The 24290-nt window shown below is 62.9% G+C and carries 25 protein-coding genes; 13 read left to right on the forward strand and 12 right to left on the reverse strand.

The window, feature by feature from the left end:
- The first annotated feature begins 7 nt into the window (after positions 1–7).
- From XH87_RS08795 to XH87_RS08805, 3 genes are all read left to right on the forward strand, one after another.
- Positions 8–2029: a YgiQ family radical SAM protein gene (locus XH87_RS08795; protein ID WP_271586949.1), complete on the forward strand. Its 2022-nt coding sequence runs from the start codon at positions 8–10 to the stop codon at positions 2027–2029.
- A gap of 331 nt (positions 2030–2360) precedes the next feature.
- Complete coding sequence (locus XH87_RS08800; protein WP_271586950.1) at positions 2361–2819, forward strand: Rrf2 family transcriptional regulator; 459 nt, start codon at positions 2361–2363, stop codon at positions 2817–2819.
- Positions 2820–2846: 27 nt separating this feature from the next.
- Positions 2847–3530: a class I SAM-dependent methyltransferase gene (locus XH87_RS08805; protein WP_271586951.1), complete on the forward strand. Its 684-nt coding sequence runs from the start codon at positions 2847–2849 to the stop codon at positions 3528–3530.
- Positions 3531–3741: 211 nt separating this feature from the next.
- Here the strand turns inward: XH87_RS08805 and XH87_RS08810 are convergent, their stop codons facing one another.
- Together XH87_RS08810 and XH87_RS08815 are read right to left on the reverse strand one after the other, a co-directional pair.
- Positions 3742–4608 (reverse strand): dienelactone hydrolase family protein, encoded by an 867-nt coding sequence (locus XH87_RS08810; protein WP_271586952.1) that lies wholly within the window; start codon positions 4606–4608, stop codon positions 3742–3744.
- Between the two features lie 331 nt (positions 4609–4939).
- Positions 4940–5350 carry a hypothetical protein gene (locus XH87_RS08815; RefSeq protein ID WP_271586953.1) on the reverse strand — a complete coding sequence of 137 codons (411 nt, stop codon included), beginning with the start codon at positions 5348–5350 and terminating at the stop codon, positions 4940–4942.
- 163 nt (positions 5351–5513) lie between these two features.
- On the opposite strand from XH87_RS08815, the gene XH87_RS08820 reads away from it, so the two are divergent.
- Both XH87_RS08820 and XH87_RS08825 read left to right on the forward strand, forming a co-directional pair.
- Positions 5514–6146 (forward strand): tyrosine-type recombinase/integrase, encoded by a 633-nt coding sequence (locus XH87_RS08820; protein ID WP_271586954.1) that lies wholly within the window; start codon positions 5514–5516, stop codon positions 6144–6146.
- Between the two features lie 168 nt (positions 6147–6314).
- Complete coding sequence (locus tag XH87_RS08825) at positions 6315–8261, forward strand: adenylate/guanylate cyclase domain-containing protein (protein ID WP_271586955.1); 1947 nt, start codon at positions 6315–6317, stop codon at positions 8259–8261.
- A gap of 288 nt (positions 8262–8549) precedes the next feature.
- On the opposite strand, the gene XH87_RS08830 is transcribed toward XH87_RS08825, so the two are convergent.
- Complete coding sequence (locus tag XH87_RS08830) at positions 8550–10013, reverse strand: adenylate/guanylate cyclase domain-containing protein (RefSeq protein ID WP_271586956.1); 1464 nt, start codon at positions 10011–10013, stop codon at positions 8550–8552.
- 573 nt (positions 10014–10586) lie between these two features.
- Between XH87_RS08830 and XH87_RS08835 the strand changes: the two genes are divergently transcribed.
- Positions 10587–10955 (forward strand): hypothetical protein, encoded by a 369-nt coding sequence (locus XH87_RS08835; RefSeq protein ID WP_271586957.1) that lies wholly within the window; start codon positions 10587–10589, stop codon positions 10953–10955.
- Between the two features lie 123 nt (positions 10956–11078).
- Here the strand turns inward: XH87_RS08835 and XH87_RS08840 are convergent, their stop codons facing one another.
- Together XH87_RS08840 and XH87_RS08845 are read right to left on the reverse strand one after the other, a co-directional pair.
- A complete protein-coding gene (locus tag XH87_RS08840; RefSeq protein ID WP_271586958.1) occupies positions 11079–12032 on the reverse strand; it encodes an ABC transporter substrate-binding protein in 954 nt (317 codons plus the stop codon).
- 212 nt (positions 12033–12244) lie between these two features.
- The gene (locus XH87_RS08845; protein WP_035708785.1) at positions 12245–12634 is read right to left on the reverse strand and encodes a nuclear transport factor 2 family protein; all 390 of its coding nucleotides are present in this window, start codon (positions 12632–12634) and stop codon (positions 12245–12247) included.
- Between the two features lie 401 nt (positions 12635–13035).
- Between XH87_RS08845 and XH87_RS08850 the strand changes: the two genes are divergently transcribed.
- The 5 genes from XH87_RS08850 (at position 13036) to XH87_RS08870 (ending at position 16220) form a co-directional block, all read left to right on the forward strand.
- Entirely contained in the window at positions 13036–13452 is a 417-nt protein-coding gene (locus XH87_RS08850) for a hypothetical protein (RefSeq protein ID WP_271586959.1), read from the forward strand.
- 137 nt (positions 13453–13589) lie between these two features.
- Positions 13590–14612: an LLM class flavin-dependent oxidoreductase gene (locus XH87_RS08855; RefSeq protein ID WP_271586960.1), complete on the forward strand. Its 1023-nt coding sequence runs from the start codon at positions 13590–13592 to the stop codon at positions 14610–14612.
- 182 nt (positions 14613–14794) lie between these two features.
- Positions 14795–15139 carry a DUF1236 domain-containing protein gene (locus XH87_RS08860; RefSeq protein ID WP_035708793.1) on the forward strand — a complete coding sequence of 115 codons (345 nt, stop codon included), beginning with the start codon at positions 14795–14797 and terminating at the stop codon, positions 15137–15139.
- Positions 15140–15213: 74 nt separating this feature from the next.
- On the forward strand, positions 15214–15486 hold the full coding sequence (locus XH87_RS08865) for a hypothetical protein (protein WP_271586961.1): 273 nt from the start codon (positions 15214–15216) through the stop codon (positions 15484–15486).
- 200 nt (positions 15487–15686) lie between these two features.
- Positions 15687–16220: a hypothetical protein gene (locus tag XH87_RS08870; protein WP_442868248.1), complete on the forward strand. Its 534-nt coding sequence runs from the start codon at positions 15687–15689 to the stop codon at positions 16218–16220.
- Positions 16221–16332: 112 nt separating this feature from the next.
- Here the strand turns inward: XH87_RS08870 and XH87_RS08875 are convergent, their stop codons facing one another.
- Positions 16333–16611 carry a hypothetical protein gene (locus tag XH87_RS08875; RefSeq protein ID WP_271586962.1) on the reverse strand — a complete coding sequence of 93 codons (279 nt, stop codon included), beginning with the start codon at positions 16609–16611 and terminating at the stop codon, positions 16333–16335.
- A gap of 40 nt (positions 16612–16651) precedes the next feature.
- Here XH87_RS08875 and XH87_RS08880 point away from each other — a divergent pair, with 40 nt between their 5' ends.
- Entirely contained in the window at positions 16652–17080 is a 429-nt protein-coding gene (locus XH87_RS08880) for a hypothetical protein (RefSeq protein ID WP_035708814.1), read from the forward strand.
- A gap of 213 nt (positions 17081–17293) precedes the next feature.
- Here XH87_RS08880 and XH87_RS08885 read toward each other — a convergent pair whose 3' ends face one another.
- From XH87_RS08885 to XH87_RS08900, 4 genes are all read right to left on the reverse strand, one after another.
- On the reverse strand, positions 17294–17752 hold the full coding sequence (locus tag XH87_RS08885; RefSeq protein WP_271586963.1) for a hypothetical protein: 459 nt from the start codon (positions 17750–17752) through the stop codon (positions 17294–17296).
- Between the two features lie 10 nt (positions 17753–17762).
- Complete coding sequence (locus XH87_RS08890) at positions 17763–17981, reverse strand: hypothetical protein (RefSeq protein WP_035708826.1); 219 nt, start codon at positions 17979–17981, stop codon at positions 17763–17765.
- Positions 17982–18148: 167 nt separating this feature from the next.
- Positions 18149–20290 (reverse strand): GumC family protein, encoded by a 2142-nt coding sequence (locus tag XH87_RS08895; protein WP_271586964.1) that lies wholly within the window; start codon positions 20288–20290, stop codon positions 18149–18151.
- Positions 20291–20389: 99 nt separating this feature from the next.
- On the reverse strand, positions 20390–21019 hold the full coding sequence (locus XH87_RS08900; protein ID WP_271586965.1) for a LysR family transcriptional regulator: 630 nt from the start codon (positions 21017–21019) through the stop codon (positions 20390–20392).
- Positions 21020–21171: 152 nt separating this feature from the next.
- On the opposite strand from XH87_RS08900, the gene XH87_RS08905 reads away from it, so the two are divergent.
- Positions 21172–22401 carry an MFS transporter gene (locus XH87_RS08905; protein ID WP_271586999.1) on the forward strand — a complete coding sequence of 410 codons (1230 nt, stop codon included), beginning with the start codon at positions 21172–21174 and terminating at the stop codon, positions 22399–22401.
- Here the strand turns inward: XH87_RS08905 and XH87_RS08910 are convergent.
- Both XH87_RS08910 and XH87_RS08915 read right to left on the reverse strand, forming a co-directional pair.
- Entirely contained in the window at positions 22394–23437 is a 1044-nt protein-coding gene (locus XH87_RS08910) for a zinc-binding dehydrogenase (RefSeq protein ID WP_271586966.1), read from the reverse strand. The two genes, XH87_RS08905 and XH87_RS08910, sit on opposite strands and share 8 nt — an antisense overlap.
- Positions 23438–23450: 13 nt before the next feature.
- Complete coding sequence (locus tag XH87_RS08915) at positions 23451–24116, reverse strand: class I SAM-dependent methyltransferase (protein WP_271586967.1); 666 nt, start codon at positions 24114–24116, stop codon at positions 23451–23453.
- Positions 24117–24290 lie beyond the last annotated feature (174 nt).

Genomic DNA, 24290 nt, shown 5'->3' on the forward strand with positions numbered 1-24290 from the left:
AGGCGCCATGGACACCCCAATGATCACCGCCGAAAAGCCGCTGATGGCCCGGGCGCAACCGCGCAAGCCGGCACCGTTCCTGCCCATGAGCCGCGCCGAGATGGATGCGCTCGGCTGGGACGCCTGCGACATCGTGCTGGTGACCGGGGATGCCTATGTCGACCATCCGAGCTTCGGCATGGCGATCATCGGCCGGCTACTGGAGGCGCAGGGTTTCCGGGTCGGGATCATCGCGCAGCCGGACTGGCATTCGGCCGAGCCGTTCAAGGCGCTCGGCAAGCCAAAGGTGTTCTTCGGCGTCACCGGCGGCAACATGGACTCCATGGTGAACCGCTACACCGCCGACCGCCGCCTGCGCCATGACGACGCCTATACGGCCGGCGGCGAGGGCGGCAAGCGGCCGGACCGCTGCACCGTCGTCTACGCCCAGCGCTGCCGCGAGGCGTTCAAGGATGTGCCGATCGTGCTCGGCGGCATCGAGGCCTCGCTGCGCCGGATCGCGCATTACGACTACTGGTCCGACAAGGTACGCCGCTCGGTGCTGGCCGACGCCAAGGCGGACCTGCTGCTCTACGGCAATGCCGAGCGTGCCGTCGTCGAGGTGGCGCAGCGCCTCGCCGCCGGCGAAGCGCCGCGCGCGCTCGACGACATCAGGGGCGTCGCGCTGTTCCGCAAGGTCCCCGCTGACTACACCGAGCTGCACGCCGACGATCTCGATTCCGCCGACGAAGGCGCGACGCGCCAGAAGGGCGCGACCGTGATCCGCCTGCCCGCGCTGGAGCAGGTCGAGCAGGACAGGGAAGCCTATGCCCGCGCCTCGCGCGTGCTGCACCGGGAGAGCAATCCCGGAAATGCGCGGCCGCTGGTGCAGCGCCATGGCGACCGCGACCTCTGGCTCAATCCGCCGCCGATCCCGCTGACCACCGAAGAGATGGACGCGGTCTACGATCTGCCCTATGCGCGCGCACCGCATCCGTCCTATGGCGAGGCGAGAATCCCCGCCTGGGAAATGATAAAATTCTCGGTGACGATCATGCGCGGCTGTTTCGGCGGCTGCACCTTCTGCTCGATCACCGAGCACGAGGGGCGCATCATCCAGAACCGGTCGGAAGGATCGATCCTGCGCGAGATCGAACGCATCCGCGACAAGACGCCGGGCTTCACCGGCGTGATCTCCGACATCGGCGGCCCCACCGCCAACATGTACCGGATGGCGTGCAAGGACCCGAAGGTCGAGGCGGCGTGCCGGCGGCCGTCCTGCGTCTTCCCCGAGATCTGCCCGAACCTCAACACCTCGCATGACGACCTGATCCGGCTCTATCGCAAGGTGCGCGAGACGAAAGGCATCAAGAAGGTGATGGTCGCCTCCGGGGTGCGCTACGACCTCGCGGTCGAGAGCCCCGAATACATCAAGGAGCTCGTCACCCATCACGTCGGCGGCTATCTGAAGATCGCGCCCGAACATACCGAGCGCGGCCCGCTCGACAAGATGATGAAGCCGGGCATCGGCGCCTACGACAAGTTCAAGCGGATGTTCGACGAAGCGGCCGAGCGCGCCGGCAAGAAATATTATCTGATCCCGTATTTCATCGCGGCGCATCCGGGCACGACCGACGAGGACATGATGAACCTCGCGCTGTGGCTCAAGAAGAACCGCTATCGCGCCGACCAGGTGCAGACCTTCCTGCCCTCGCCGATGGCGACCGCAACCGCGATGTACCACACCGGCGTCAACCCCTTGCGCGGCGTGCGCCACGGCGGCAGCGACAAGGTCGAGGCGATCAGGGGCCTGCGCCAGCGCCGCCTGCACAAGGCGTTCCTGCGCTACCACGACCCCGACAATTGGCCGGTGCTGCGCGAGGCCTTGATCGAGATGGGCCGCCGCGACCTGATCGGCTCGCAGCCCCACCAGCTCGTGCCGGCGCACCAGCCCCCCGGCACCGGCAAGGCTGCTGGCACGCGGCGGCCGGTGCGGCCGGGCGGCAAGACGCAGCGCTTCACCACCAAGGGCCTGCGGGTGATGAAGTAGCCGGAAGCGATCCGGCTCAGCCTCGCCCTCAAGACAAGAATCTCGAAAACAACCCCATGCACAGTAGACGGGGCTAGCGAGATCAATGGCTTAAGGCGCGTGCAAACGGGTTGATCGATCGAGCAGGGAAACGTTGCTTCGTCGGGCAAAACAGGAGCAGGATGGCATCATCGGGCGAATGGGATGGTGTCCTTTCCCACCGCTGCTCAGCACTGACGTTCCAGAGCCTCCCCACGTGACGCGCTGCCGCTTCGCGCGTGTCGCCGCGCCTGGCAGCGCGTCACGAGCAAGCCCCGTTGACCTCGACGCATGATGTAACATATAAAGTTACATGAAACGAGATTCCCGACTATCGGGCGTGCTGCACGTCCTGCTGCACATGGCGCAGCAGCCTGGGCCGTTCACGTCCGAGACGCTGGCGAAGGCCATGGACACCAACCCGGTGGTGATCCGGCGCGTCATGGCGGGGCTGCGCGAGCTTGACTACGTGCGCTCCGAGAAGGGGCATGGCGGCGGCTGGCGGCTGGCGTGCGACCTGTCGAAGGTGACGCTGCGCGACGTCTATGCCGCGCTCGGCAGCCCGTCGCTGCTGGCCATGGGCAACCGGACCGAGTCGCCGGGCTGCCTCGTCGAGCAGGCGGTCAATGCCGCGCTCGACCAGGCCTTTCACGATGCGGAGGCGCTGCTGCTGTTGCGCCTCGGTGAGGTGACGCTGGCCATGCTGAGCGAGGACCTGCGCAAGCGGCTCGGGTCTCGAAGGATCCACGACATCAGCGCGCATCGCGCGTGAATGGCGCCATTCACGGAGGACAACATCATGACCGATATTCAAGCTGCATTCTCGGATCCGCAGTTCGTGGCGAGATACACGGAGGGGCCGCGGCGGTTCGTCCCGGGATATGACGCCATGCAGTCCATGGCGGCGATCCTGCTGGCCGAGCGCGTCCCCAGCGATGCGCGGGTGCTCGTCCTCGGCGCCGGCGGCGGCCTGGAGCTCAAGGCCTTTGCGCAAGCGCACCCCGCCTGGAGCTTCGACGGCGTCGACCCGTCCGCGGCGATGCTGGCGCTGGCCGGACAGACCCTGGGAGAGCTCGCACCTCGTGCACGCTTTCATGAAGGCTATATCGACGATGCGCCGGAGGGACCGTTCGACGGGGCCACCTGCCTGCTGACCCTGCACTTCGTCGATGTCGCGGAGCGGCGCCGCATCGCCTCGGAGGTTCGCCGCCGGCTCAAGCCGGGCGCACCGTTCGTGATTGCGCATCTGAGCGCGCCCGATGGCGATGAGGAGCGCCCGCGATGGCTGTCGCGGTATTCTGCTTTCCTTGCTGCGTCCGGCGTCGAGCCCGAGCAGGCCGCGGCCGCGCGGGACACTGTCACCAATCATCTGGAGATCCTCGCGCCCGCGCAGGACGAGGCGATCCTGCGCGAGGCCGGCTTCTCCGACCCGACCCTGTTCTACACCGGCTTCGCCTTCCGCGGCTGGGTGGCCTATGCGTGAGGCATTCCCACGGCCGGGCATCATGCCGGAGCCGGATGCGCCACGGCGTGTGGACATGGTCCCCGCGAATTAGGCGGGCTTTGCCTTCAAGACCGGACACGGCAAGTTCGCCCCTGTGAATTGGCAAAGGGCCAGAGGCGGAAAGCCTTTTCGTCGGACGTCACTCACTCGTCCGTCATCGCATCCAATTTGGCTGTGCAGCTCTCTGCGATCAGTTCTGCGCCCTCGTGGCCTCGTTCAACACACTGATGATGGCCTTGATCGTACCTTCCGCAGCTGCGGCATTGTATGCGAGATGGTAGCCATGGAATACGCGGTTCGGCTCGTGGTCTTCAAAGCCGTGGTGCGCCCCCTTCCACAGCACCGACTTCACGGGGACCGAACGTTTGCTCTCGGCCATCTGGCCGCAGAGGACGGGACTGGTGGCCTCGTCCTTCTCTGCCAGGAAGAGGTGAACCGGAGCGTAGAACTCGACGCTCTTCATCAAGTAACAGGACGGCTGCATCGCGAATCCGCCCGCGAACATGTGCTCGTGAAGGTCGCCGATCGCACGGTTCATGATGATCAAAGACGTGGTCGCGCCGTTGCTCCGGCCGAGGACGTAAACCTGTTTGGGATTGGCGATTTTTTGCTCGATGAGCCAGTCCAGAGCCGCGTATGCATCGTCGGCCCGGCGCCGCGCCCAGGTCAGCTGGCTAGGGTCGGCGCAGACGCCGTCAGGCCCCAAGCCCCGGCTGGCGAAGCTGTCAAGCAGCAGAACACCGTAGCCCGCTCCGACCAATCTGCCGCCGTAGTCGCGTCCCCATTTCTTCTCGACCCGGCCGAACCCGTCGCAGCCGTGCAGCATGATCACGAAGGGGATCAAACCCTTGGCGCCTTTCGGGCGCATCATCTCGGCCTGCAGTTCGCCCTCGGCCTTCACCTTGCGCTTCTCCTCGACGGTGCCATCCATGAAGTTCTTCGACCGGCCGTCGATGTAGTCGTTGCCGGGAATCCAGGGAGAGGATTGCGCCGAGGCATGCCAAGGTATCTTGACCATCTCAGCATGTGCAGATGAGAACGAAAAAACAGCGGCCATTGAGAAAATAATATGCCTCATTGGAAATTGCGCCCTTGCTTCTCTGATTCGCATCAACACCATATCCGACTTATGGAGTGCTAAAGCGCGATACGATTAGGATGAATCGTCATCGCGCTTTAGGTTGTTGTTTAAGCATCATCTTTTCGGAAAACCGCTGCGCACTTTTCCGGATCATGCTTTAGGTTCGCTCGTTCGCGGCGCATGTGCGCATCGGGTCACAAGGTCAAAGCCAGCGCAGTCGCGCTTCTGCGATAGCAGACACTATGATTGGTTCGACCTGGTTCAGCTAAGGGCCAACAGGCGACATCTGGAAGCGGGGCTGGGGTGCCTACTTGAGGTCAATTTGGCTTAGCTGCTTGATCGCAAACTCCATCGCATAGATTCGAATGACGCTACCTGTCGAAGAGGTCTCAATCCGATAACAGCGCAGCAGATCTAGCGACACACCGAGCGGTTTCCAGCGGCCTCGAAGCGAAGTCAGATATGGATCATCTTGGATCGTTGAAGCCGCAGCAATTTGCTCTTTGGCGATGACGCCGAAATTCATCTCCGCTGTAAAGCCATAGCAGTTGCGAAATAACAATGCTGCTCGACCACCATCGGGCCAGACTACTTGTAGGCGAACCTCATCACACGCCCCGGGATCACGCCGATTGATTGTCAATTCTTGCAGCTCGGCATCGTGCCAAGGCAACGAATCAAAGGTGGTCGTGATGGTATTGGTCGGACACCTAGTCATGAAGAGACCCTAGCGCAGGTGGCAAATGTCTCCAATGGGTCAAAATCGGTCCTGCCATTGCTCGAATTGGAGGCAAGTACGTCTCCAATCGTCCGCAAGCGGACGTGGGATTGGAAGGGCTCCAGGCTGAAAATGACCAGCCTCACTAGCTGAGGAGGTCAAGATGACCATTACTTCAAATACCGTCTCCGCCGTCTCAAAGCACGTCCCTTGGAACAAGGGCAAGATCGTTGGTGCAAAGCCGCCGCTCCGTCCAAAGCATGTCTGGTCAATCCGAACCAAGCTCCAGGTCGAAGGCCGAATGCGCGATCTGGCACTGTTCAACGTCGCCATCGATAGCAAGCTGCGCGGCTGCGATGTCGTAGCCTTGAGAGTTGATGACCTTGCGCCGGGTGGATATTCGGCCGACCGCGCGACCGTCCGACAGAAGAAGACCGGCCGGCCAGTCAAATTTGAACTGACGGAATCGACCCGGCAGGCAATCGACGATTACGTGCGGGTTACGGGTAAGAAGTCCGGAGAATACCTGTTCACTGGCCGGCGGCTGAGTAGACATATGACGACCCGCCAGTATGCCCGTCTCCTATCCCGCTGGCTCGCCGACATAGGATTGGACCCGCACCTATTCGGCACGCATTCCCTTCGCCGCACCAAGGCGACTTTGATTTATCGCCGAACTGGCAACCTGCGAGCCGTACAGCTCCTTCTGGGGCACACCAAAATCGAGAGCACCGTTCGATATCTCGGCAGCGAGGTCGACGACGCCCTCGCGATAGCAGAACAAGTTGACGTCTGATTTCGGGGGCAGAGCAGACGCTCTCTGCGCTGCCCTCAAAGACGGCTCCGGGCCACTACCGGACCTCCCGCGATCCGACCTTTGGCAGTGCTGGCTCTCCGGGGGACGTGCCGGCGGGTCAATCCACGGACAAAAATGGGTATATAAGGGAGGCTGGAGGTCAGCACCATGGCTGCGTCGGGGCAGGACCGCATCGAACGCCGGCTTGCTGCCATACTGGCAGCTGATGTGGCTGGCTATAGCCTACTAACCGGGGTTGACGAAGAGGGCACCCACATCCAACTCCAGGCCCATCTGCGTGCTCTTGTCGATCCTAAGGTTGCGGAACACCGTGGTCGGGTCGTTAAGAACACCGGGGACGGAATGTTGGCGGAATTTGGTAGCGTAGTGGACGCGATGCGCTGCGCCCTCGATATCCAGCGAGGAATGGTCGAGCGCAATGGCGGGGTATCAGACGAGAAGCGCATCGAGTTTCGTATCGGCATCAATGTTGGCGACGTCATCATCGACCGAGGTGACATTTTCGGAGACGGGGTGAATGTCGCGGCTCGCCTGGAGGGATTGGCGAAGCCAGGCGGCATTTGTATCTCCGATGACGCGCATCGGCAGGTTCAGGGGAAGTTCGATGTTGCCTTCGAGGATGTAGGCGAACAGCAGCTGAAGAACATCCTGCGGCCAGTACGTGTTTTCCAGGCTGTCCTTGACGGGGCAATTCAGCCACACAAGCCAAAGGGACAGCCGCCCGATACGTTGGCGGATCAGCGTCGCCACCGGTGGAAAACGCGCCTAACGACAGTTGGTGCCGCAGTCGCAGTGATTGCCGGTGCTGCCGGTGCACCATGGTACTTCAGTGTTGTCCGCGCGCCTTACACGTCAGAGATGCCGGATAAGCAGGTAAACGAGCGCTTCTCCCTGGTCGTACTGCCCTTTGCCAACCTGTCCAGCGATGCAAGCCAAGATTATCTGGCGGACGTCATCAGCGACGAATTGACCACTGGGCTCTCGCGTTTTCGGAATGCCTTCGTCATCTCCCGGTCAACCGCGCTTACCTACAAGGGCAAGCCAATCAACGTGCGGCAGGTAGGCAAAGATCTTGGCGTGCGCTATGCGTTAGAAGGCAGCGTTCAGCCGAGTGGCGACCGGCTGCGTGTGCGTGCCCAACTTATTGAAACCGAAACTGATGCTCATCTTTGGGCTGACCAGTTCGACGAGAAACGCTCCGAGCTGCTGCAGATGCAAGATGACATCGTCATGCGCATCGGGTTCGCTATTGGTCTGAAGATAACTGAGGAGAAAGTCCGCAGGGCAAGAACTCGCGCTGCCAATCCAAATGCGGAAGACCTTGCCTGGCGCTGCACAGCTGCAATTATGCAATCGATTTGGACGTCAGAACGCGATTCTGCCTTTCGCTTGTGCGAACAAGCGCTCAATATCGATCCGAACAACGTTCGCGCGCTGTCGCTTCTGACATTTAAGTTCACCACGGGCTCGACCCGCTTCGGGGTGCCCGATTCAGCTGATGTTCGCCGCGCCGACGAACTGGCCTCCTTAGCCGTAAAGATCGACCCGGATTACCACATCGCTCACACTGCTAAAGGCGAGGCGCTATTGGCGGCGGGGCGGTATCCAGAGGCGATAGAATCTTATCGGCGAGCCCTGATGTTAGCCCCAAGTACCGTTCAGCATGGATTGCCCTTGGCCTACGCGTATATCGCTGAGTCAGAAAAGGCCATTGCCTATGTGGACAAGGCGATGCAGCTCAGTCCGCATAATCCGGTACAAGAGCCAGTACTGTATTTCGCCAAGGCCATCGCATTGGGCCAGTTACAGGACTATGAACAGGCGCTTGTGTGGATTGAGCGGGCCGAAGCTTCTGCCCCCGAATTTCTACTCGCGGGATTGGTTCGGTCTGTGCTGCTTGCACTCGCCGGTCGAGAGGACGAGGCGCACGCAACTATGCAGAGGTATTTAGCGAACGACAAAGCTCCCTTCCGAACGATATCTGAATTGCGATCTCGATCGGAGGGTGTCCCGTTGCTGTCTTGGAGTCCGCGCTATTTTATTTGGGTGAAAAATTTCAGAGATGGCCTTCGGAAAGCTGGGCTGCCAGAGTAAGCAGGGCCGTTTGCTGGGCCCACGAGTTCATCGCAACAGCTGCACACTGCATGTCTCTTATGGGTCAATCGCGACGCTCGTGCCGGGTTTAAAGTTAGGTCCGGTCTACCCCTGACCACCGACATATCCTTGGCCGTGACCTGCGGCAGCAATGGGCCAAATCCGGACGTTCACACTAAGTGCGGACGCGCGTGCAGGAATGGTTGATGCAGTGAGTAGAGGTCCACGAAATGTCTGGAGCACAGTTCGATCGGAACGATTGGTTGACCGGGTTTTGCGGGCCCGATGCTACGATCGACCGGCGACGCGATAGACTCGTGCATTGCCCTCGACGCCGCGCAGCGGCGCCTCGAACTCCTCGACATCCCGGCCCGCCAACAGCCCACGAACACCGGCGGCTGTGTAGAGTGCTTCCGTCAGACAGACTTCGCCGGCATCCGCGAACGATTGCACCCGTGCGGCAATGTTCACCGTCTGGCCGAAGTAGTCGAGATTCTCGTTGAGGGTCACGGCAATGGACGGTCCGCAGTGTGCGCCCATCTTGAGGATGATCGCGGGCTGGCCGTGCTCTCGGTTGAACCGGCCGATTTCCTGCAATATGTGGAGCGCCGCCGCCACGGCGTCAACCGGCCGGGAGAACGCTGCCATTACGGCGTCACCGATGGTTTTCACGATTGCACCGGCATGCTTATGAGCAACTGCGTCGAGCAGCGAGAAGTGTTCCCGTACCAGCGCATAGGCATTAAGATCTCCGAGATGCTCGTAGAGCGCGGTCGAGCCCTTTAAATCGGTGAACAGGAGGGTCACCTGTCGAATGCCGAGGCCTTCCTCCTCGTCCACGCGCTCGGAGCGGAAGAGCTTGCGGAAGGTCTGCCGCGTCAACAGCATGCCGCCGGACACGTAAGGATCGAACTCAAGAGTCGGCTTCTCCGGCATGGTCACGATCTCTGGCGGCCAGTTGATCAGGAGTAGCGAGCCGCGCTTGGGGCCGATGTTGCTGATCTCAAAGACTCCACGCCCCGACGGCACGGCCGAAAGAGCGGACGTGAAACGCTGCCCATCATAGGTGACGCGAACGATCGTCGGCGTGTTGGGCGCCGGCCCGGCAGCAGCTGACTCCACGACCGGCAGCATGAAGCCAGCCTGGGTCTGGACGTTAACGCCCGAGAGGGCGCCGGGCCCAATCTCGGCATGCAGCGTCGTCGTCACGCCGGGTGGCAGATATGTCATGCCGCGCACGAGGGTGCGCAGAACATCAACAAACCGGGTTTGTCCGCCGGGTAGCCGCCCGGTGTCGGCGAATTTCAGCTTCCAGTGCAGGTCTTCAATCGAGAGGTTGTCAACGTCATGCAACGCGAGGCGCCGGACTTGCGGCGAGACGGAGAAAGAAGCCTCGATAAAGTCGTCAAGGTCCGTCTGACCGTCGATATCGCATAGGCCGCAGACGAAATGGCTTCGGAGCGCACGGAGCTTGCCGAAGCTTTCCAGCACCAGGCCCGAATGGGGACATAGAATGTCCCAATGCAAGTCTACCAGCCCGGCGCGAGCGGCGTGGAGGAACAGATCGATCGACTCCGGCTCGGCTACACCGCGATCACGAGCAAAGGCCAGGGGATTGGCGCGGTAGACACTGACCTCGTCGCCGCTGCGGATCAGCGTTTCGAACTTGGAGATGACGCGCGGGCTCCAGGCACGGGCCTGCTCGATCTGGGTCATCTTGGCTTCAAGAAGCCGTTCGTCAATGGATGTCATCGCCAGCTCCTGACGGTAACAATCTATGTGCTTCGCCGGTCATTCAGGCCATCAGCCGCCGGGCTACTAATTATAACACACAATGGCAGCACTTCCTGCTGACCAATCCCGCCATGTCGCATATGGGTCACAAGCGGCGGTCGAATGATCGCTGATGAGAAGTCCGGACTGCCTCAGTACCAGACCAGCCGCAGGCGACGAAGTCGGTAGGCTTAGGGCCAGAAGCCGCCGTCCAACTTTTCAATCAAATTTTGGATTGCTGAGCGGATACAACCTTAATCCTGAGTAGGGTAAAAGGATTGGGTCTTCTATCGGGGAAGCTTGATGACGCTCTTCCAAGGACTAATGGTTCTCTGTGGGATCGCTTTGCTAACCATCATCTTTGTAGGGTTCGTCAAAGGCGACAGCGTTAAGCCCGACGACACCCCGGAGAGGTTTCCCGGCGGAGGTCCCGGGGGCGATTTTCGAACTAAGCGCTCCTAGCGACAAACGTCGAGCAAAGTCAGCTCTGGGGCGGACTGAACTCAGGCTGAGCTAATTGGCACGCTTGCTCCGGTCGAGGCGCGACTTACCATGTTTGTCCGGTTTGTCGTCGGCACTGACGGTGAGAACCACCGCTGGCTGACAGGTATCATCACTGAGGCGCGGCTCCTTCGCGACCGCGGACAACTCGCCCCCTATCAGACGGCTTGGCTTGAGGATACCTACGCTTGGCTAAACGACCATCTCCCTTGTCCGCCATTCTCGACGAGCAACTGGGGACCGGAAGCAGTTTCTTGGTTTAAGGACACGGCCGAGCCATCGATCAAAAAGATGTGGGAAATCGCGACACTCCTTGAGGATCACGGAACCGCAGTGCGCCTGCTCAGATCGAAGAACCCCGGAAAGGTTGTCTATGAGGACGACTTCCAGATCGTGGTTCAGGAGTGGAAGCGTCTCTAGACCGAGACCAACGTCCGCTCCGGGTCGATTGCGTCGATCCCGTTTGACATTGACCGGCTGACTCCGAGGAGCCGACGCCAAAGCAAGAAAGATATCCGATGCCAAGGACCACGGGCTGAAGGCTCATTCAATGACCTGATCCGCCTGGATCAGCACGGTCTCAGGCACTTTCAAGCCCAGTGCTCTTGCGGTTCGAAGATTGATCTTGAAGTGAAACGTGCTTGGCTGCTCGACAGGTATGTCCGCAGGCGATGTGCCCTTGAAGATCTTGTCGACATAGGAGGCGGCTTTGACGAACAAGTCCAGGACGTCCGGCCCATAACTCATCAATCCGCCGAGCTGAACGTAGGTATCGACCTGGTATATCGCGGGCATTTCGAGCTGTTGGGCCAGTTGCGGCACGAGAGGACGGGGCGGATCGGCAAGAACATACACGGCCTCGCAGCCGGCCGACTTCATCGCAGCGAAAGCGGCGGGAAGGTCCGCCGGAGTCGGGGCAGCAAACTGCTCCGCGGCGATGCCGATGCTCTTCGCGCCCTGTTTCGCAACCTCGAACAGCGACCGGTGCGTGGGATTGGCAGACGTCAGAACCGCGATCTTCTTTGCATTCGGGAGAACGAGATGCATGAAATCCAGGGTCTTTGCCGTCAAGTCACCGTACATGTTGGCCAGGCCCGTGATGTTGCCGCCCGGATGGGCGAAGCTCTCTATGAAACCCGAGCCAACCGGATCGGTCGCAGGACACATGACGATCGGGATGCTTGCGGTGGCTTCCTTCGCAGCAGCAATGGCCGGTGTAGCCTCTGCGACGACAACGTCGGGTCTTCCTGCGACGAGATCCTTGGCCAGCCCCGGCAGGACGGAGTAATCGCCTTTAGCCTCTCGAATATCGAGAAGAAGCGTCTTTCCCTCTTCATATCCCAGGCCTTGCAGAGCTTTCCGCAATACCGGGATGCTGCGCGTTCCAGAGCCCGAGCCCAAATATCCCAACCGCCAAACGCGAGGCTTGTCGGCGCGGGCTGCGCCAGAGCCGAAGACAATCGCCAGTCCGCAAAGGAAAAAATGACGCCGCAGCATCGCTGAAACTCCGGGCCGTCACTGAAACATCCAGTATCCATCAATCTCGCAGGCGGAAGATGAGCCTGCAAGGTCTCTGCCCCGGGTCGTTTGCGTCGATTTACGTTCGTTACCCGCCATGCCCGATCTCGTCATGACTGCTGACATACCGGACGCCATCATGGGCACGAGTCCCGTGGCGCATGTCGGCCTGGGTCATTCGGACTTCTGCATCAATGGGCCGAGGCAGGGCCCTCGACAATCTTCCAGTAGGAGTCCTTGCGGATCACCTCGCCCGCGCGAAAGGTGTAAAAGTCGCATCCTCGGACCTCGATCGCCTTTCCTTCGCGGGTGGTGCCCGTGAGTGTCCACTTTGAAATGCCCGTGTTTGCCGGCGCGTCCACAAAGTGTTCGGCGTCGCCGTAGTGAACGTCCGGCACGCCTTCAAAGCGCGTCGCGAGCCCGTCTCGCACCTTGCGTTTCCCCTCGAAGCGCGAGCCCCATGGATCGGCGCCCCTCGGCATCTCCAGGACGCAATCGTCAGCAAAGAAGTCCATGATGGCATCCAGATCGTGCGCGTTGAACGCTTCGCACAACGCCGTCAGTTTCGATCGAATGTCCATCCTTCCCTCCCTCATCTCGACGTGGGTACAATAGCATAACGACACACGCGAGCTGGATCGATCATTCGTCTGATCGATGTCGCCTTCGGGTCAACCGCAGCTCCCGGCCAATCTGTCGGTATCCGACTTCCCTCAAGCGGCACGTATGATCACGTATGACGATGGCTCTCGTGGTGTCCGGCCCGGCCTGCTCTCGGAAGCCGCGTGAGCGGCGTGCAGTCTGCGTCAACGGAGAGCCTCACCGACGTTAACCCTGTCGGCAAATGATTGGCCGGAAGCCGGCCGCCGGCCGACAGATTGCCTCATTGGCGCGGAGAATTTTCAGCGGCGCTAACCTGGGTTAGAGGCGCGTTATGCTGAGAATGGCGTTGTTGGGTCTCCTCATCCTGTTGAGTGTGGGAATGCTGTCGGCAATGGAACTGAACGCTCCACCGCGTCGCGCAATCGCGGTCGTCCAGCCGCTTGCCCAGCAGAACGCCGGCATCTCCGATTCACATGACGCGTTGCCGAAGGCCGATCGCCTCGAGGTTGCCGTTGCGGCCAGCGCGATGCCGATGCAGGCTGCGTCGGTCGAAAGCCCCGCTGCTCCGCAAGACATCCATATCGGTTCGTCCGCGCCGGCGCCGATCGTCCGTCCTCGGCACAATCCGAAGACGATCGCGACCGCCAAACGTCCCAAGCCGAAGCCAAAGGCGCCCGTTGTCAAGCGAGCCGCCAATGTTCAGCGTGCAAAGGCCGGCAGCGAGGGCGAGCCCTGTCGGCTCAAGGCGTTCGGCGGCTTGCTCAAGGCATTGAATTTGACCGGTTGCGAAATCTGAGGGCGCGCCTGGGCATGGCGGATCGAAGTCGAACGATCTGACTTCGCGGTGCACTGCGCTTGCGGGCACGCGCCTTGCGCCATCTTTCCCCTGGCCGGCGTCTCGCAAATTTTTCCGATCATCCCTATGTTGCCCGCATGAAGAAGATCGGATTTCTGTCCTTCGGGCACTGGACGCCCTCGCCGCAATCGCAGACCCGCTCTGCTCGCGACACGCTGCTGCAATCGATCGAGCTGGCGGTTGCGGCCGAGCAGCTGGGGGCCGACGGCGCCTATTTCCGCGTGCATCATTTCGCGCGGCAGCTGGCCTCGCCCTTCCCGCTGCTCGCGGCGGTCGGTGCCAGGACCAGCACGATCGAGATCGGCACGGCCGTGATCGACATGCGCTACGAGAACCCGCTCTACATGGTGGAGGACGCAGGCAGCGCCGATCTCATCGCCGGTGGCCGGCTCCAGCTCGGCATCAGCCGCGGCTCGCCGGAACAGGTGATCGACGGCTGGCGCTATTTTGGCTATCGCCCGGCCGAGGGCCAGAGCGATGCCGACATGGGGCGGCGTCATGCCGAAGTCTTCCTCGACCTCTTGCGCGGCGAAGGTTTTGCCGAGCCCAATCCGCAGCCGATGTTTCCGAACCCGCCGGGGCTGCTGCGCCTGGAGCCGCATGCGCAGGGCCTGCGCGAACGGATCTGGTGGGGCGCCGGCTCGAACGCCACCGCCGTGTGGGCCGCACAGCTCGGCATGAACCTGCAGAGCTCGACGCTGAAGAACGACGAGACCGGCGAAGCTTTCCACGTGCAGCAGGCCGTGCAAATCCGGAGCTATCGCGCGGCGTGGAAGGAAGCCGGCCACACCCGCGAGCCCCGCGTGTCCGTCAGCCGCAGCATTTTTGCGCTGATCGATGATCGCGACCGTGCCTATTTCGGCGGGGAGCGCGGAGGCGAGGACCAGATCGGCTTCATCGATCCGCGCACGCGCGCGATCTTCGGCCGGAGTTATGCCGCCGAACCCGACGTGCTGATCGAGCAACTCAAGCAGGACGAGGCGATCGCGGAGGCGGACACGCTGCTGCTGACGATTCCGAACCAGCTCGGCGTCGAATATTGCGCGCATGCGATCGAGGCGATTTTGATCCACGTCGCGCCGGCGCTGGGGTGGCGGTAAGGAAGAAAGGACCTGATCACACACCATCGAACCGGCTTGATCCGGCGGACGCATTTTCCGCTCCGCCAGTTGAGCACTCCGAAATAAAACGGGAAAAAGTGGCAAACGTTCCGTGTTCCGCGGAACGGCCGGGCTGATGACGAGTTCATCGCAGCGCCGCATCCAGCGGCGAGGGAAATGCGATGAAGAAGCTCATGCTGATTTCAACCGCCGCTCTGCTCGTCTCGACGAGCGCGATGGCGCAAACCACCGTGACCACGACGACCGGTGCGGGGCACGGCGCTGCCGTGCAGATCGAACCGGAGTATCGCACCAAGATCCGGACCTACGTCACCGAGCGCAAGATCCGCCCGGTCGAAACGCGCGAGAAGATCGTCGTCGGCTCAGCCGTGCCGCGCGAGGTCGAGCTTGCGACCGTTCCGAGCGACTGGGGGCCCTCGCTCACCAAGTACCGCTATGTCTATTCGGGCGACCGCGTGATGCTGGTCGATCCCCAGACCCGCATGGTCGTCCAAGAGGTGGACTGACTCCATGCCAGGGCGGGCCGTTCATTGCGGCCCGTCTGCGCAACGGCTTTCGGTCCACTTCGCGGTAACCTCTGATGCCCATCATTCGATATTTCGTGTTTGCAGGCGCGTTCGCCGTGGCCCTGCTGTTTGCGCTCGATCGAACTCTTCCGCCGCTTGCGACGCCGTCGGCGGGACCAGGTGTCGACCGAACGGTCATTCGTATCCGCTCCGCACGCACCCTGCCCGAGAAGATCGTCCTGGACACGTCCACCAGCATCGCCGCTGCGACAGCGTCGCCGCTGATCGCCGGCGAGGCGCCCCACCGTTCCGCGCGCGATGCATTGGCGATGGCCGGAACACCATAGGCGGGCAGCCGCCAGGGCGCGCAGCAAATGAACGCTCAATGAACGATCGACACGAGCGCCGCCGCGTTGCGCGTTGCGGAATTGCATGAAGCAGCAGTCGCGCATCAACACGTCGGTGAAGAGGAACGTTTCCGCGATCGCCACTTTATCCCAAGCCTGATTGGCGCTTTGTTTTTGGAAACCCACTGGAGGAAACCGATATGAGAATCCTGAAGCTTTCTGCGGCTGCGGCCGCGCTGTTGGCCGGCACGGCACTCGCCGTTGCGCAATCGAGCTCGACGGTCGGCACCGGCGGTTCGTCGGCCGGCGGCGGCACCAGCAACTCGACCGTCGGCACCGGCGGCTCCTCGGCTGGCGGCAGTGGCTCAGGCTCTGCCTCGACGCTCGGCACCGGCGGCTCGTCGGCCGGCGGCGGCACCAGCAGTTCGACGGTCGGCACCGGAGGCTCCGCAGCGGATAGCGGATCCGGCAGCGGCTCGGCTTCGACACTCGGCACCGGTGGATCCTCGGCCGGCGACGGCAAGAGCTCGTCCAGCGTCGGCACCGGCGGCTCTGCGGCGGGCTCCGGCTCGAACTCCGCGTCGACGGTGGGCACCGGCGGCTCGTCGGCGGGTGACGACAAGAGCGGCTCAACCGTCGGCGCCGCCGGCTCATCCGCCGGTCATGCCAGCGACAGAGGCATGGAGAAGGGCAAGGGCCATAACAAGGACGAGATGAAGAAGAGCAAGGACTAATGCCTGGACCAGGAGCGGCAGCGATGCCGCTCCTTCGTCTTTGTTGGAGGAGAACGCGCATGAACAGATCGATCATTGCGATCGCAGCGCTGGCCCTGCTGGGCAGCGCGGCTCAGGGAGCAACCATGGAAAGGACCGGCAAGACCGCATCCGGCGAAACCTGCAAGGTCACGGTCGAGAAGCATGCAGACGGCAGCATCACCGCGGCCGGCTCGTCGCATTCGGGCACAACCGGATCCACCTCGTCGAGCGGCGCCCTGTCGAGCTCGAGCTCGGCTGGCGGATCATCGGTGAATGTGCAGGCAGGCGGCGGCAGCGTATCGAGCTCCTCGTCGACGGCGGGTGGGCCCGGTTCCACCAGCGCCAGCACCATCACCGTCAACGGCTGCACGATTTCGACCTCGTCACCCTAGCTTCGTGGAGGATTGGACATGAGAACTCTGCTCACGACCGCGGCGGTCGCGCTTCTCGTCGCCGCCGCTTCACCCGCTCTTGCGCAAAAGAACATAACCGGCGGCAGCGGCGGCTCGGCAGCAGCCGGCGGCACTTCGGCTTCGACTGTCGGCACGGGTGGCACGTCCTCCTCGCCGTCCGGAAGCACCGGTTCGTCGATCGCGGCCGGCGGCAGCGCTGCAGCGGCCAGCGGCAAGGCACAGACCGGCGTCAGCATGAACAAGGGCAACGGGCCGGTCATGAACTCCAACGCTCGGGCGCAAGCTCATGACGGCGGCACGTTCAGCCGTTCGCACACGCGTACCAAGGTCAAAGCCGGTGAAGAGGTCGGCTCGACCACCAAGACGATGTCGCATGTGCCCGGGTCGAAGCCGACCATGTCGAAGACGACAACGACGGCGCGCTAGGGCCTCATGCCATCCTTCGAGACGCCCGCTTTGGCGGGCTCCTCAGGATGAGGGCGGAGTGCGCGACAGCAGTATTAACGGGCACTGCGCTATTGGCCTCATCCTGAGGAGGCGCGTCAGCACCGTCTCGAAGGACGAGGCGTGCAGGCAGGCCGCCACAAGTCGTACGAGATAGCCGGCCTGCCTGGGCAGCTTTTCGGTCTCATGACTGCTTCAGCCACCATGCAGGCTGCGGCTGATCCGGGTGACGACGGCGTCCCACCGCTGCTTTTGGCTGGCTGGATAATTGATCAGAACGCAGTGCACGAACCGCTGCAAGAAATTGCAGCGGTTATACCAGATCTTGTCGCGCTTGGTGCTCGACACAACGAAGAAGGTCGGCGTGACACGTTTGTAAATGATTCCTTGAGGTGGATTCTTCTCGGCGAGGAATTCGGCCGGCGAGAGACCTTGCTGGTTCTCGACGGCCTGCACAGTGAGGTCGGCACTGCCGTCGTAGCTGCGAAACTGCTGTCCATACCCGTCGGGCTTGCCGGCGGGCTCTGTAAAGATCGAGGCGGGAATGTCGACTGAAGTCCCGGAGTCCGGGATGCGGTAGGTCCTCCAGCCGCTTGCCAAGGCAGCCGAAGATGTCGCGCAGAGCGCGATGATGGCGGCAACCAGTATCTTCATGTCGGTCTCATCACTTGCGCGGAGCCAATTGCAGCTCCATCAGGGCGATCCGTTGCAGATCCGCGACGTTGCGTTCGCCCGCGCCGGCGGTCCGCAGAATGGACTCGGCGAGCACGTTGACATGAGATGCATGCACCGGCTCCGGCAAGCTGGCAACCGCTGCCTCCAGGGCGCTCGTCATGATGTCGATCACCTCGGGGGAAAATTCGGCGTTGGAAAAGTTCTTCATCGTGTGCGCCGTCCGCTGGATGCGGACCATTGGCTCAACGCCGGGAAAAAATGGAAGTTCCTTTGAAGGTGCGAGGCCCGGCGCAATTGTCCAAGTCGACTGGCGGGCCCAATGAGACCGATAGCAACATCGCGCGGCCGGCCGACGACGGCCCAGGCGTGGCGCGGTTAAACCGCAAGACCCAGTGCGTCCCCCTCGGGGCGAGGCGCCACCGAACCGGCGGGCACATGATTGACGACGAGGCCGGTCGGCACGGCCGCATATGCCGACAGCGCCGCGGTCACCCGGCGCATCGCCGCCGAACCGAGCTCGCCGGCGCGCGCCACCAGGACGATCAGATCCGCATGCGCGGCCAGGGCGATGGCGTCGGGCTGCAAGGCGAGATTGCCGGCGTGGACGATGATCAGATCGAACTCCGAACGAATATCATCCTCGGGCCTCGCATCGGCCTTTCGGCCGGCACTGAGGAGCTCGTCGATCGACTGAAGTCCCGCCGTGGTCGAGCCGTCGCGCCATTCGGTCACCGGCGGCTGGTGACTTGCGAATTCCGGCTGGAGCCGGATCAGCACGCTCATCAGGCCCCGATTCACGGCGGCGCGATTGAGGGAGCGCGCAATCGTGTTGCCGCCGGCACTCTTGCCGACCGACAGCACCAGCGCGACCTTGCAGCCGCGCACCGGCACACCGTCGATGTGTTCGAGCAGCGGCCGCAAATGGGTGCCGAGATCGAGCTCGGCCGAGGTGGCAACCGGTTTTTGCCAGACGGTGCTGGGCCCGGCTCCGGATGCAAGCTCGGGGATGCGGGCCCAGACAGGAAGGCTGGGCATCGACTCGGCCCGAGGGGCGGCGGGCGGTGGCTGGACTTGCCGGTTGGGCGCCTCTTCCGCGTTCACAGATGCTGGCGCCTGAACGGACCCGGGCTTGTCGGCGGACGCGCTCGTCGTCACCGCAACGGCGGCGGTCGACGTCAACAGCGAGCCGATCGCCAGCGCCGCGAGCAGCAAGGCGAGCGGCGGACGCGTCGAGCGCAGCGGCGGAATGGCGATCGAGGCGATCTTGGTCTGGGACGCCTGCAGCTGGCGCTGCTCGTTGGTCGTCTTGAACCTCGACAGGAACTGCTCGTAGATGTTCCTGTTGGCGTCGGCATCGCGCTGCAGCTCCTGCAGCTTCACCAGCGCCTGGCCGTCGACCAGCATCTTGGTCTCGACCGCCTTGAGCTGCTTTTCCAGTGCGTTCTGCTGCTCCAGCTGGGCCTCGTATTCGGACTTGGCGGTGTCGATGTTCTTCTTCCGCTCGATCTCGATCTGCCGGTTGATGTCCGCCAGCTGGCTGTAGGAGATCGCGAGGTCGGGATGGCGGTCGCCATACACCGCCTTCTTCTGCGCAATCTGGTCGTTCAGGGCCGAGCGCTGCGCGCGCAGCATGCTCAGGAGATCCTGCTTCACCGGCCCTTCGACATTGGCCTTGAGATCGCGTTGCACCTGCTCGTAGCGCGCCTTGGCTTCCTCGGTGCGAAGACGTGCGGCGGAGACCTGCTGATTGAGATCGGTCACCCGCAATTGCTGGGTGGTCGAATCCTTGCCGGCATTGAGGATCTTGTGCTCGAGCCGGAAGGCCGCGACGGCGTCTTCCGACGCGCGCAGGCGCTCGTTCAACGTCTTCAGCCGGTCCTTGAGCCAGTCGGCGGCCTCGTCCGTCGCCTCGGTACGAACGCGGCCCTGGCTCGCAACGAACGCCTCGGCGATGGCATTGGCGTAGTAAGCGGCCCGCTCGGGGCGGTTCGAGGTGAAGGACATCGCAATGACGTAGGTGAGCCCGCGGCGGGTGATCTCGAGGCGGTTGCGGAATCTTTCGAGCAGGCGCGTCATGTCGGTATACCCGCCCGAGATGTCCTCGTCGTCCGCGATCTTGAGCTGCTCGATCAGGGGGCGGAGAAAGCCGTCGGATTTGGCGATCTCGATCTGGCTCTGCAGCGCCGCGGCGTCCTGGCCGATGCCCGGCAAGACGTCCTGCTCCGTGGTGACGCGCAGCTCCCGGGGATCGAGCACGACCAGGGCCGTCGCGGCATACCGGACCGGCAGCACCATCAGAGCGATGATACCGAGGGCGAACAGCGCCAGCGCCAGCGTCAGAATGCGCCGGCCGTTCTCGCGCAGGAAAGAAAGCGAACCGGAGACCGTCAGCGATCCCCCGATCAGGGCCGGCCCGGTGCCGTCAGGCTTCACTCTCGCAGCCCGCGGCGCTTCCCACGAAGCCGCTTGCTCCGTCGGGGCGATGCTTCGCGGAGATGCGCGGCTGCCGAACGCCATGGGTTGGACTCGAAATCAACTGACTGTCATAGCTCAGAGGCTTGCTGCACCGTAAATATCCATGGTTAACCGGCGGTTACGGCGCACCGCGCGAAACCATCATGGCACGCGGCTCGGCCATGCCGGCGGCGACGGCGCCTTGGCTTTGGCCGGAGGCTCGAGCTCGACATGGCCAAGCAGGCAGGACCGCAGGGTCTCGATCTCCGGACAATCGGCGGTGCCCAGCGGGCCGATCAGGAAGCCGCTGTCCAGAGGCTCGCACCTGTAGCCCGGGCAACGCTGCACCCGGTCCGCGATCACGACATCGACCTTGCCTTCGAGCAGCTCGTGCAGTCCGGCCGGCTGGCTGATGCGAATGGCGAGTTGTGGCTGGGCCCGGCGGAACCATGAAAGGCGCGCCCGCAACCCATCGACGGCAAAGCTCGCATGAAGCCCGATATGCAGCAGGCTCGTGATTCCCTCAGGCTTCAGCTCGGCAGTGGCCTCGGCGAGGCAACGAAACGCCTGACGCACGCGGGCCAGATAGGTTTCGCCGCCAGATGTCAGAATGACCTGCCGTGTCCGTCGCTCGAACAGCTGCACGCCCAGCCGCTCCTCCAGCAGGCGGACTTGCTGGCTGACGGCACCGGCCGTGACGTGCAGCTCGTGGGCGGCCTGCTTGAAGCTGAGATGGCGCGCGGCGGCCTCGAAGGCGCGCAGGGCATTGAGTGGCGGCAGCAGATACGTCATGGCCGGCTCCAGGCGATGCGGGACGCTCGGGAAGATGCATGAGTTTCGTTCGCTGGACAAAAGAGAAATCCTGCTTTGTCGCCGGTGACGGCGGGCGACCCCGGGGCCGATCTCAATGCAGCCCGAGGAAACCTGCCGCAGTGCCACCTGACATGCCGTCGATCGAGACTCCCTATTCCTGGATTCGTCTTTTCGTCTCTATCATCCTCAGCACACTGGGCTGCGTCGGGATGTGGTCACTGGTCGTGGCCTTGCCGGCGGTGCAGGCCGACTTCGATGCGCCTCGCGCCGAGGCGACCTTGCCCTACACGCTCGCCATCATCGGCTTCATGATCGGCGGCATCATCGTCGGCCGCCTGGCGGATCGCTTCGGCATCCTGCCGCCCCTGGCCGGCGGCACGATCCTGATGAGCCTCGGCTACATCCTTTCCGCCTCCGCTCCGAACCTGTTCGTCTTCGCGATCATCTGCGGCGTCACGATCGGCCTCGGCGGCGCAGCGAGCTTCGCGCCCCTGGTGGCCGACACCTCACTGTGGTTCGACAGGCACCGCGGCCTCGCCGTTTCCCTGGCGACGGCCGGCAGCTCCCTGGCCGGTGTGGTCTGGCCGCCCATCGTCCAGCACGCCATCGCCGCACACGGCTGGCGGCAGACCCATGTCGGCATCGGCCTGCTCTGCCTCGCAACGATGCTGCCGCTCTCCCTGGCTCTGCTGCGCCGGCCAATCTTGCAGAAGGCGACGCCCGCAGCAGCGAGCCCCGGTGACACGATGCGAGCCATAGGCCTGTCTCCCGGCGCCACCCAGGGCCTGCTCGCCCTCGCCGGGATGTGCTGCTGCGTCGCCATGTCGATGCCGCAGGTGCACCTGGTCGTCTATTGCGGCGACCTTGGCTACGGCGCTGCGCGCGGCGCCGAGATGCTGGCGATCATGCTCGGCTTTGGCGTGGCGAGCCGCCTGATCTTCGGCTGGGTGTTGAACCTCATCGGCGGTCTGCCGACCTTGCTGCTGGGCTCGGCAATGCAGGCCATTGCCCTCGCGCTTTATCTGCCGTTCAACGGGCTGGTCTCACTCTATGTCGTTTCCGCTGTTTTCGGTCTGGCGCAGGGTGGCATCGTGCCGAGCTATGCAGTGATCATCCGTGAGCTGTTCCCGGCACAAGAGGCCGGCTTTCGCGTCAGCCTCGCCATCTCGGTCACCCTCGCCGGCATGGCGCTGGGAAGCTGGATGGCCGGCGCGATCTACGACCGGACCGGCTCCTACGCTCCGGCGCTGATCAATGGCATCGCCTGGAATATCGCGAACATGACGATCGCAGCCTGGCTGCTGCGGCGCCAGCGCCAGCGTACCGTCCGCGTCTGCGCGGCGAGCGCCGCGCTCAGCTGATGTTCAGCAGGATCCGTCCCGACGTGCCGCTGCGCATCAAATCGAGTGCGTCGTTGATGTCGTCGAGCGCGAACTCGTGGGTCACGATGCCGCGGTAGCTCACCTTGCCGGCATCGCTGAGGCGGACCAGGCGCGGGATGTCGCGCGCGGGCTGGCATTGCCCGCCTTCCGAGCCCTTCAGCACCTTCTCGAAGTGCAGCGGCAGCGTATAGATCTCGGCCTTCTCGCGGGGGACGCCGACCAGGATGCAGCGGCCTTTCTTCGCCGTGATCTCGTAGGCGAGCTCGATCAGATTCTTGACGCCGGTGGTCTCGACGACCTTGTCGGGTCCGTCGGCGCCGGTGATGGACCGCACCTCGGCGGCCACATCCTTGAGCGCTTCGGAGTTGATGGTGTGGGTGGCCCCGAACTGCCGGGCCATTTCGAGCTTGTTGTCGAGGCGGTCGATCGCGATGACCGGCCAGGCGCCGACCATCGCGGCGAATTGCACGATGTTCAATCCGACGCCGCCGACGCCGAACACGACGACCGCTTCGCCGATGGCGATCTGCGCGTCGTTGTTGACGACGCCGAGCGCGGTCGTCACGGCGCAGCCGAGCAGCGGCGCGCTGGTGCGATCGATCGTTTCAGGAACGGGCGTGACGCGGTTCTCCGACACCACGGCATATTCATTGAAGGTGGTGACCCAGCCCGCATTGAGGCGCTTGCCGCGCCAGGAATAGACCGGCGTGTTGGACTGGATGCCCTTGCCCGGCCGCCAATGCATGACGACGGTGTCGCCCTGCTTGCAGGAGACGACGCCGGGTCCGGTCTCGACGATGGTTGCCAGCGCTTCGTGCCCCAGAAGGTGCGGCAGGAACTTGTCGACCCCCTTGACGGCGTCGATCTCGTTGATCTGCGCGCCGCAGATGCTCGAGGTGTGCACGTGGGCAAGCACCTGCCCGTGTTCGAGTGTATCAGGCAAGGTGAACTCATCGACGATCAGCGGCTTGCCGGATTCGACGAGAATGGCCGCCTTGGCAGTCTTGATATCCATCAGCAGCGCCCGGTCACTCGAAATAGATGAATTCGTAGTCGCCGGTGTAACCGAGCTTGCCGTACAGCCAGATCCATTCCGATGTGTGCAGGATGGACTCCGCCGTCAGCGCCCAGCATTCGAGGTTGTGCATTTCGGCGACGGTCCGGTAGCCCTCGACCATGATGTATTTGTTCTTGCCGACCCGCTCGATCTCCTTGACCGCCGCCTCGAGCTCATACAGCCTGAGATTGTGCAGGGTGCCGAGCGAGATGACGAGATCGAAGCTGTCGTCGCCATAAGGATAGACGTCCTGGGCACGATAGTTGAAGAGGTACGGTTTCACCTGCTCGTGCGAATGTTCGAGGCCGTGCCTGGAGATGTCGAAGCCGACGACCTTCAAGCCCGGCAGGATCTTCTGCATCTCGTAGAGCAGAAAGCCCTTGCCGCAGCCGACGTCGAGCACGCTGGACCCATCCTTCAAACCATAGGTCTCGATCAGTGCCTTTGCGACCGGCGCCCAGCGCCCTTCGATGAAGCGGTAGCCGCCATAGCCGAAGCGGCGGTCGCCGTCCCAATAATCGGCTTCGTATTCCCGCGCCTTCAGCGAGCAGCCGATCTTGTCGTCGTTCATGCGGGCCATGTAGTCGCGCTTGGTCGCCGTATGCAGCGGCGTCACAATATTCAGTAGTCGTCCCATCGAGCCCTCGGATTCCATCACGCGCTGAGATTGTCTTGACCGGCCTGGGGGGCCTTGCGCCGTGAACTGCGACTCGCCCTAGCATTCGTACGGAAGACCATCATTGTTTCAGATCAATGACCGTGCGGCGGCACCGTCACCAACGCGCCGCCGAGCACGGAGACGCTGCGACAC

Origin of the sequence: Bradyrhizobium sp. CCBAU 53415, assembly GCF_028128735.1 — a bacterium.
In the GTDB taxonomy this organism is placed as follows: domain Bacteria; phylum Pseudomonadota; class Alphaproteobacteria; order Rhizobiales; family Xanthobacteraceae; genus Bradyrhizobium.

Bases quoted from the DNA above. Each gene is read 5' to 3' on its own strand.
- XH87_RS08795 (WP_271586949.1), top strand. From the start codon at position 8: ATGGACACCCCAATGATCACCGCCGAAAAGCCGCTGATGGCCCGGGCG.
- XH87_RS08800 (WP_271586950.1), top strand. From the start codon at position 2,361: ATGAAACGAGATTCCCGACTATCGGGCGTGCTGCACGTCCTGCTGCAC.
- XH87_RS08805 (WP_271586951.1), top strand. From the start codon at position 2,847: ATGACCGATATTCAAGCTGCATTCTCGGATCCGCAGTTCGTGGCGAGA.
- XH87_RS08810 (WP_271586952.1), bottom strand. From the start codon at position 4,608: ATGGCCGCTGTTTTTTCGTTCTCATCTGCACATGCTGAGATGGTCAAG.
- XH87_RS08815 (WP_271586953.1), bottom strand. From the start codon at position 5,350: ATGACTAGGTGTCCGACCAATACCATCACGACCACCTTTGATTCGTTG.
- XH87_RS08820 (WP_271586954.1), top strand. From the start codon at position 5,514: ATGACCATTACTTCAAATACCGTCTCCGCCGTCTCAAAGCACGTCCCT.
- XH87_RS08825 (WP_271586955.1), top strand. From the start codon at position 6,315: ATGGCTGCGTCGGGGCAGGACCGCATCGAACGCCGGCTTGCTGCCATA.
- XH87_RS08830 (WP_271586956.1), bottom strand. From the start codon at position 10,013: ATGACATCCATTGACGAACGGCTTCTTGAAGCCAAGATGACCCAGATC.
- XH87_RS08835 (WP_271586957.1), top strand. From the start codon at position 10,587: ATGTTTGTCCGGTTTGTCGTCGGCACTGACGGTGAGAACCACCGCTGG.
- XH87_RS08840 (WP_271586958.1), bottom strand. From the start codon at position 12,032: ATGCTGCGGCGTCATTTTTTCCTTTGCGGACTGGCGATTGTCTTCGGC.
- XH87_RS08845 (WP_035708785.1), bottom strand. From the start codon at position 12,634: ATGGACATTCGATCGAAACTGACGGCGTTGTGCGAAGCGTTCAACGCG.
- XH87_RS08850 (WP_271586959.1), top strand. From the start codon at position 13,036: ATGCTGTCGGCAATGGAACTGAACGCTCCACCGCGTCGCGCAATCGCG.
- XH87_RS08855 (WP_271586960.1), top strand. From the start codon at position 13,590: ATGAAGAAGATCGGATTTCTGTCCTTCGGGCACTGGACGCCCTCGCCG.
- XH87_RS08860 (WP_035708793.1), top strand. From the start codon at position 14,795: ATGAAGAAGCTCATGCTGATTTCAACCGCCGCTCTGCTCGTCTCGACG.
- XH87_RS08865 (WP_271586961.1), top strand. From the start codon at position 15,214: ATGCCCATCATTCGATATTTCGTGTTTGCAGGCGCGTTCGCCGTGGCC.
- XH87_RS08870 (WP_442868248.1), top strand. From the start codon at position 15,687: ATGAGAATCCTGAAGCTTTCTGCGGCTGCGGCCGCGCTGTTGGCCGGC.
- XH87_RS08880 (WP_035708814.1), top strand. From the start codon at position 16,652: ATGAGAACTCTGCTCACGACCGCGGCGGTCGCGCTTCTCGTCGCCGCC.
- XH87_RS08885 (WP_271586963.1), bottom strand. From the start codon at position 17,752: ATGAAGATACTGGTTGCCGCCATCATCGCGCTCTGCGCGACATCTTCG.
- XH87_RS08890 (WP_035708826.1), bottom strand. From the start codon at position 17,981: ATGAAGAACTTTTCCAACGCCGAATTTTCCCCCGAGGTGATCGACATC.
- XH87_RS08895 (WP_271586964.1), bottom strand. From the start codon at position 20,290: ATGGCGTTCGGCAGCCGCGCATCTCCGCGAAGCATCGCCCCGACGGAG.
- XH87_RS08900 (WP_271586965.1), bottom strand. From the start codon at position 21,019: ATGACGTATCTGCTGCCGCCACTCAATGCCCTGCGCGCCTTCGAGGCC.
- XH87_RS08905 (WP_271586999.1), top strand. From the start codon at position 21,172: ATGCCGTCGATCGAGACTCCCTATTCCTGGATTCGTCTTTTCGTCTCT.
- XH87_RS08910 (WP_271586966.1), bottom strand. From the start codon at position 23,437: ATGGATATCAAGACTGCCAAGGCGGCCATTCTCGTCGAATCCGGCAAG.
- XH87_RS08915 (WP_271586967.1), bottom strand. From the start codon at position 24,116: ATGGGACGACTACTGAATATTGTGACGCCGCTGCATACGGCGACCAAG.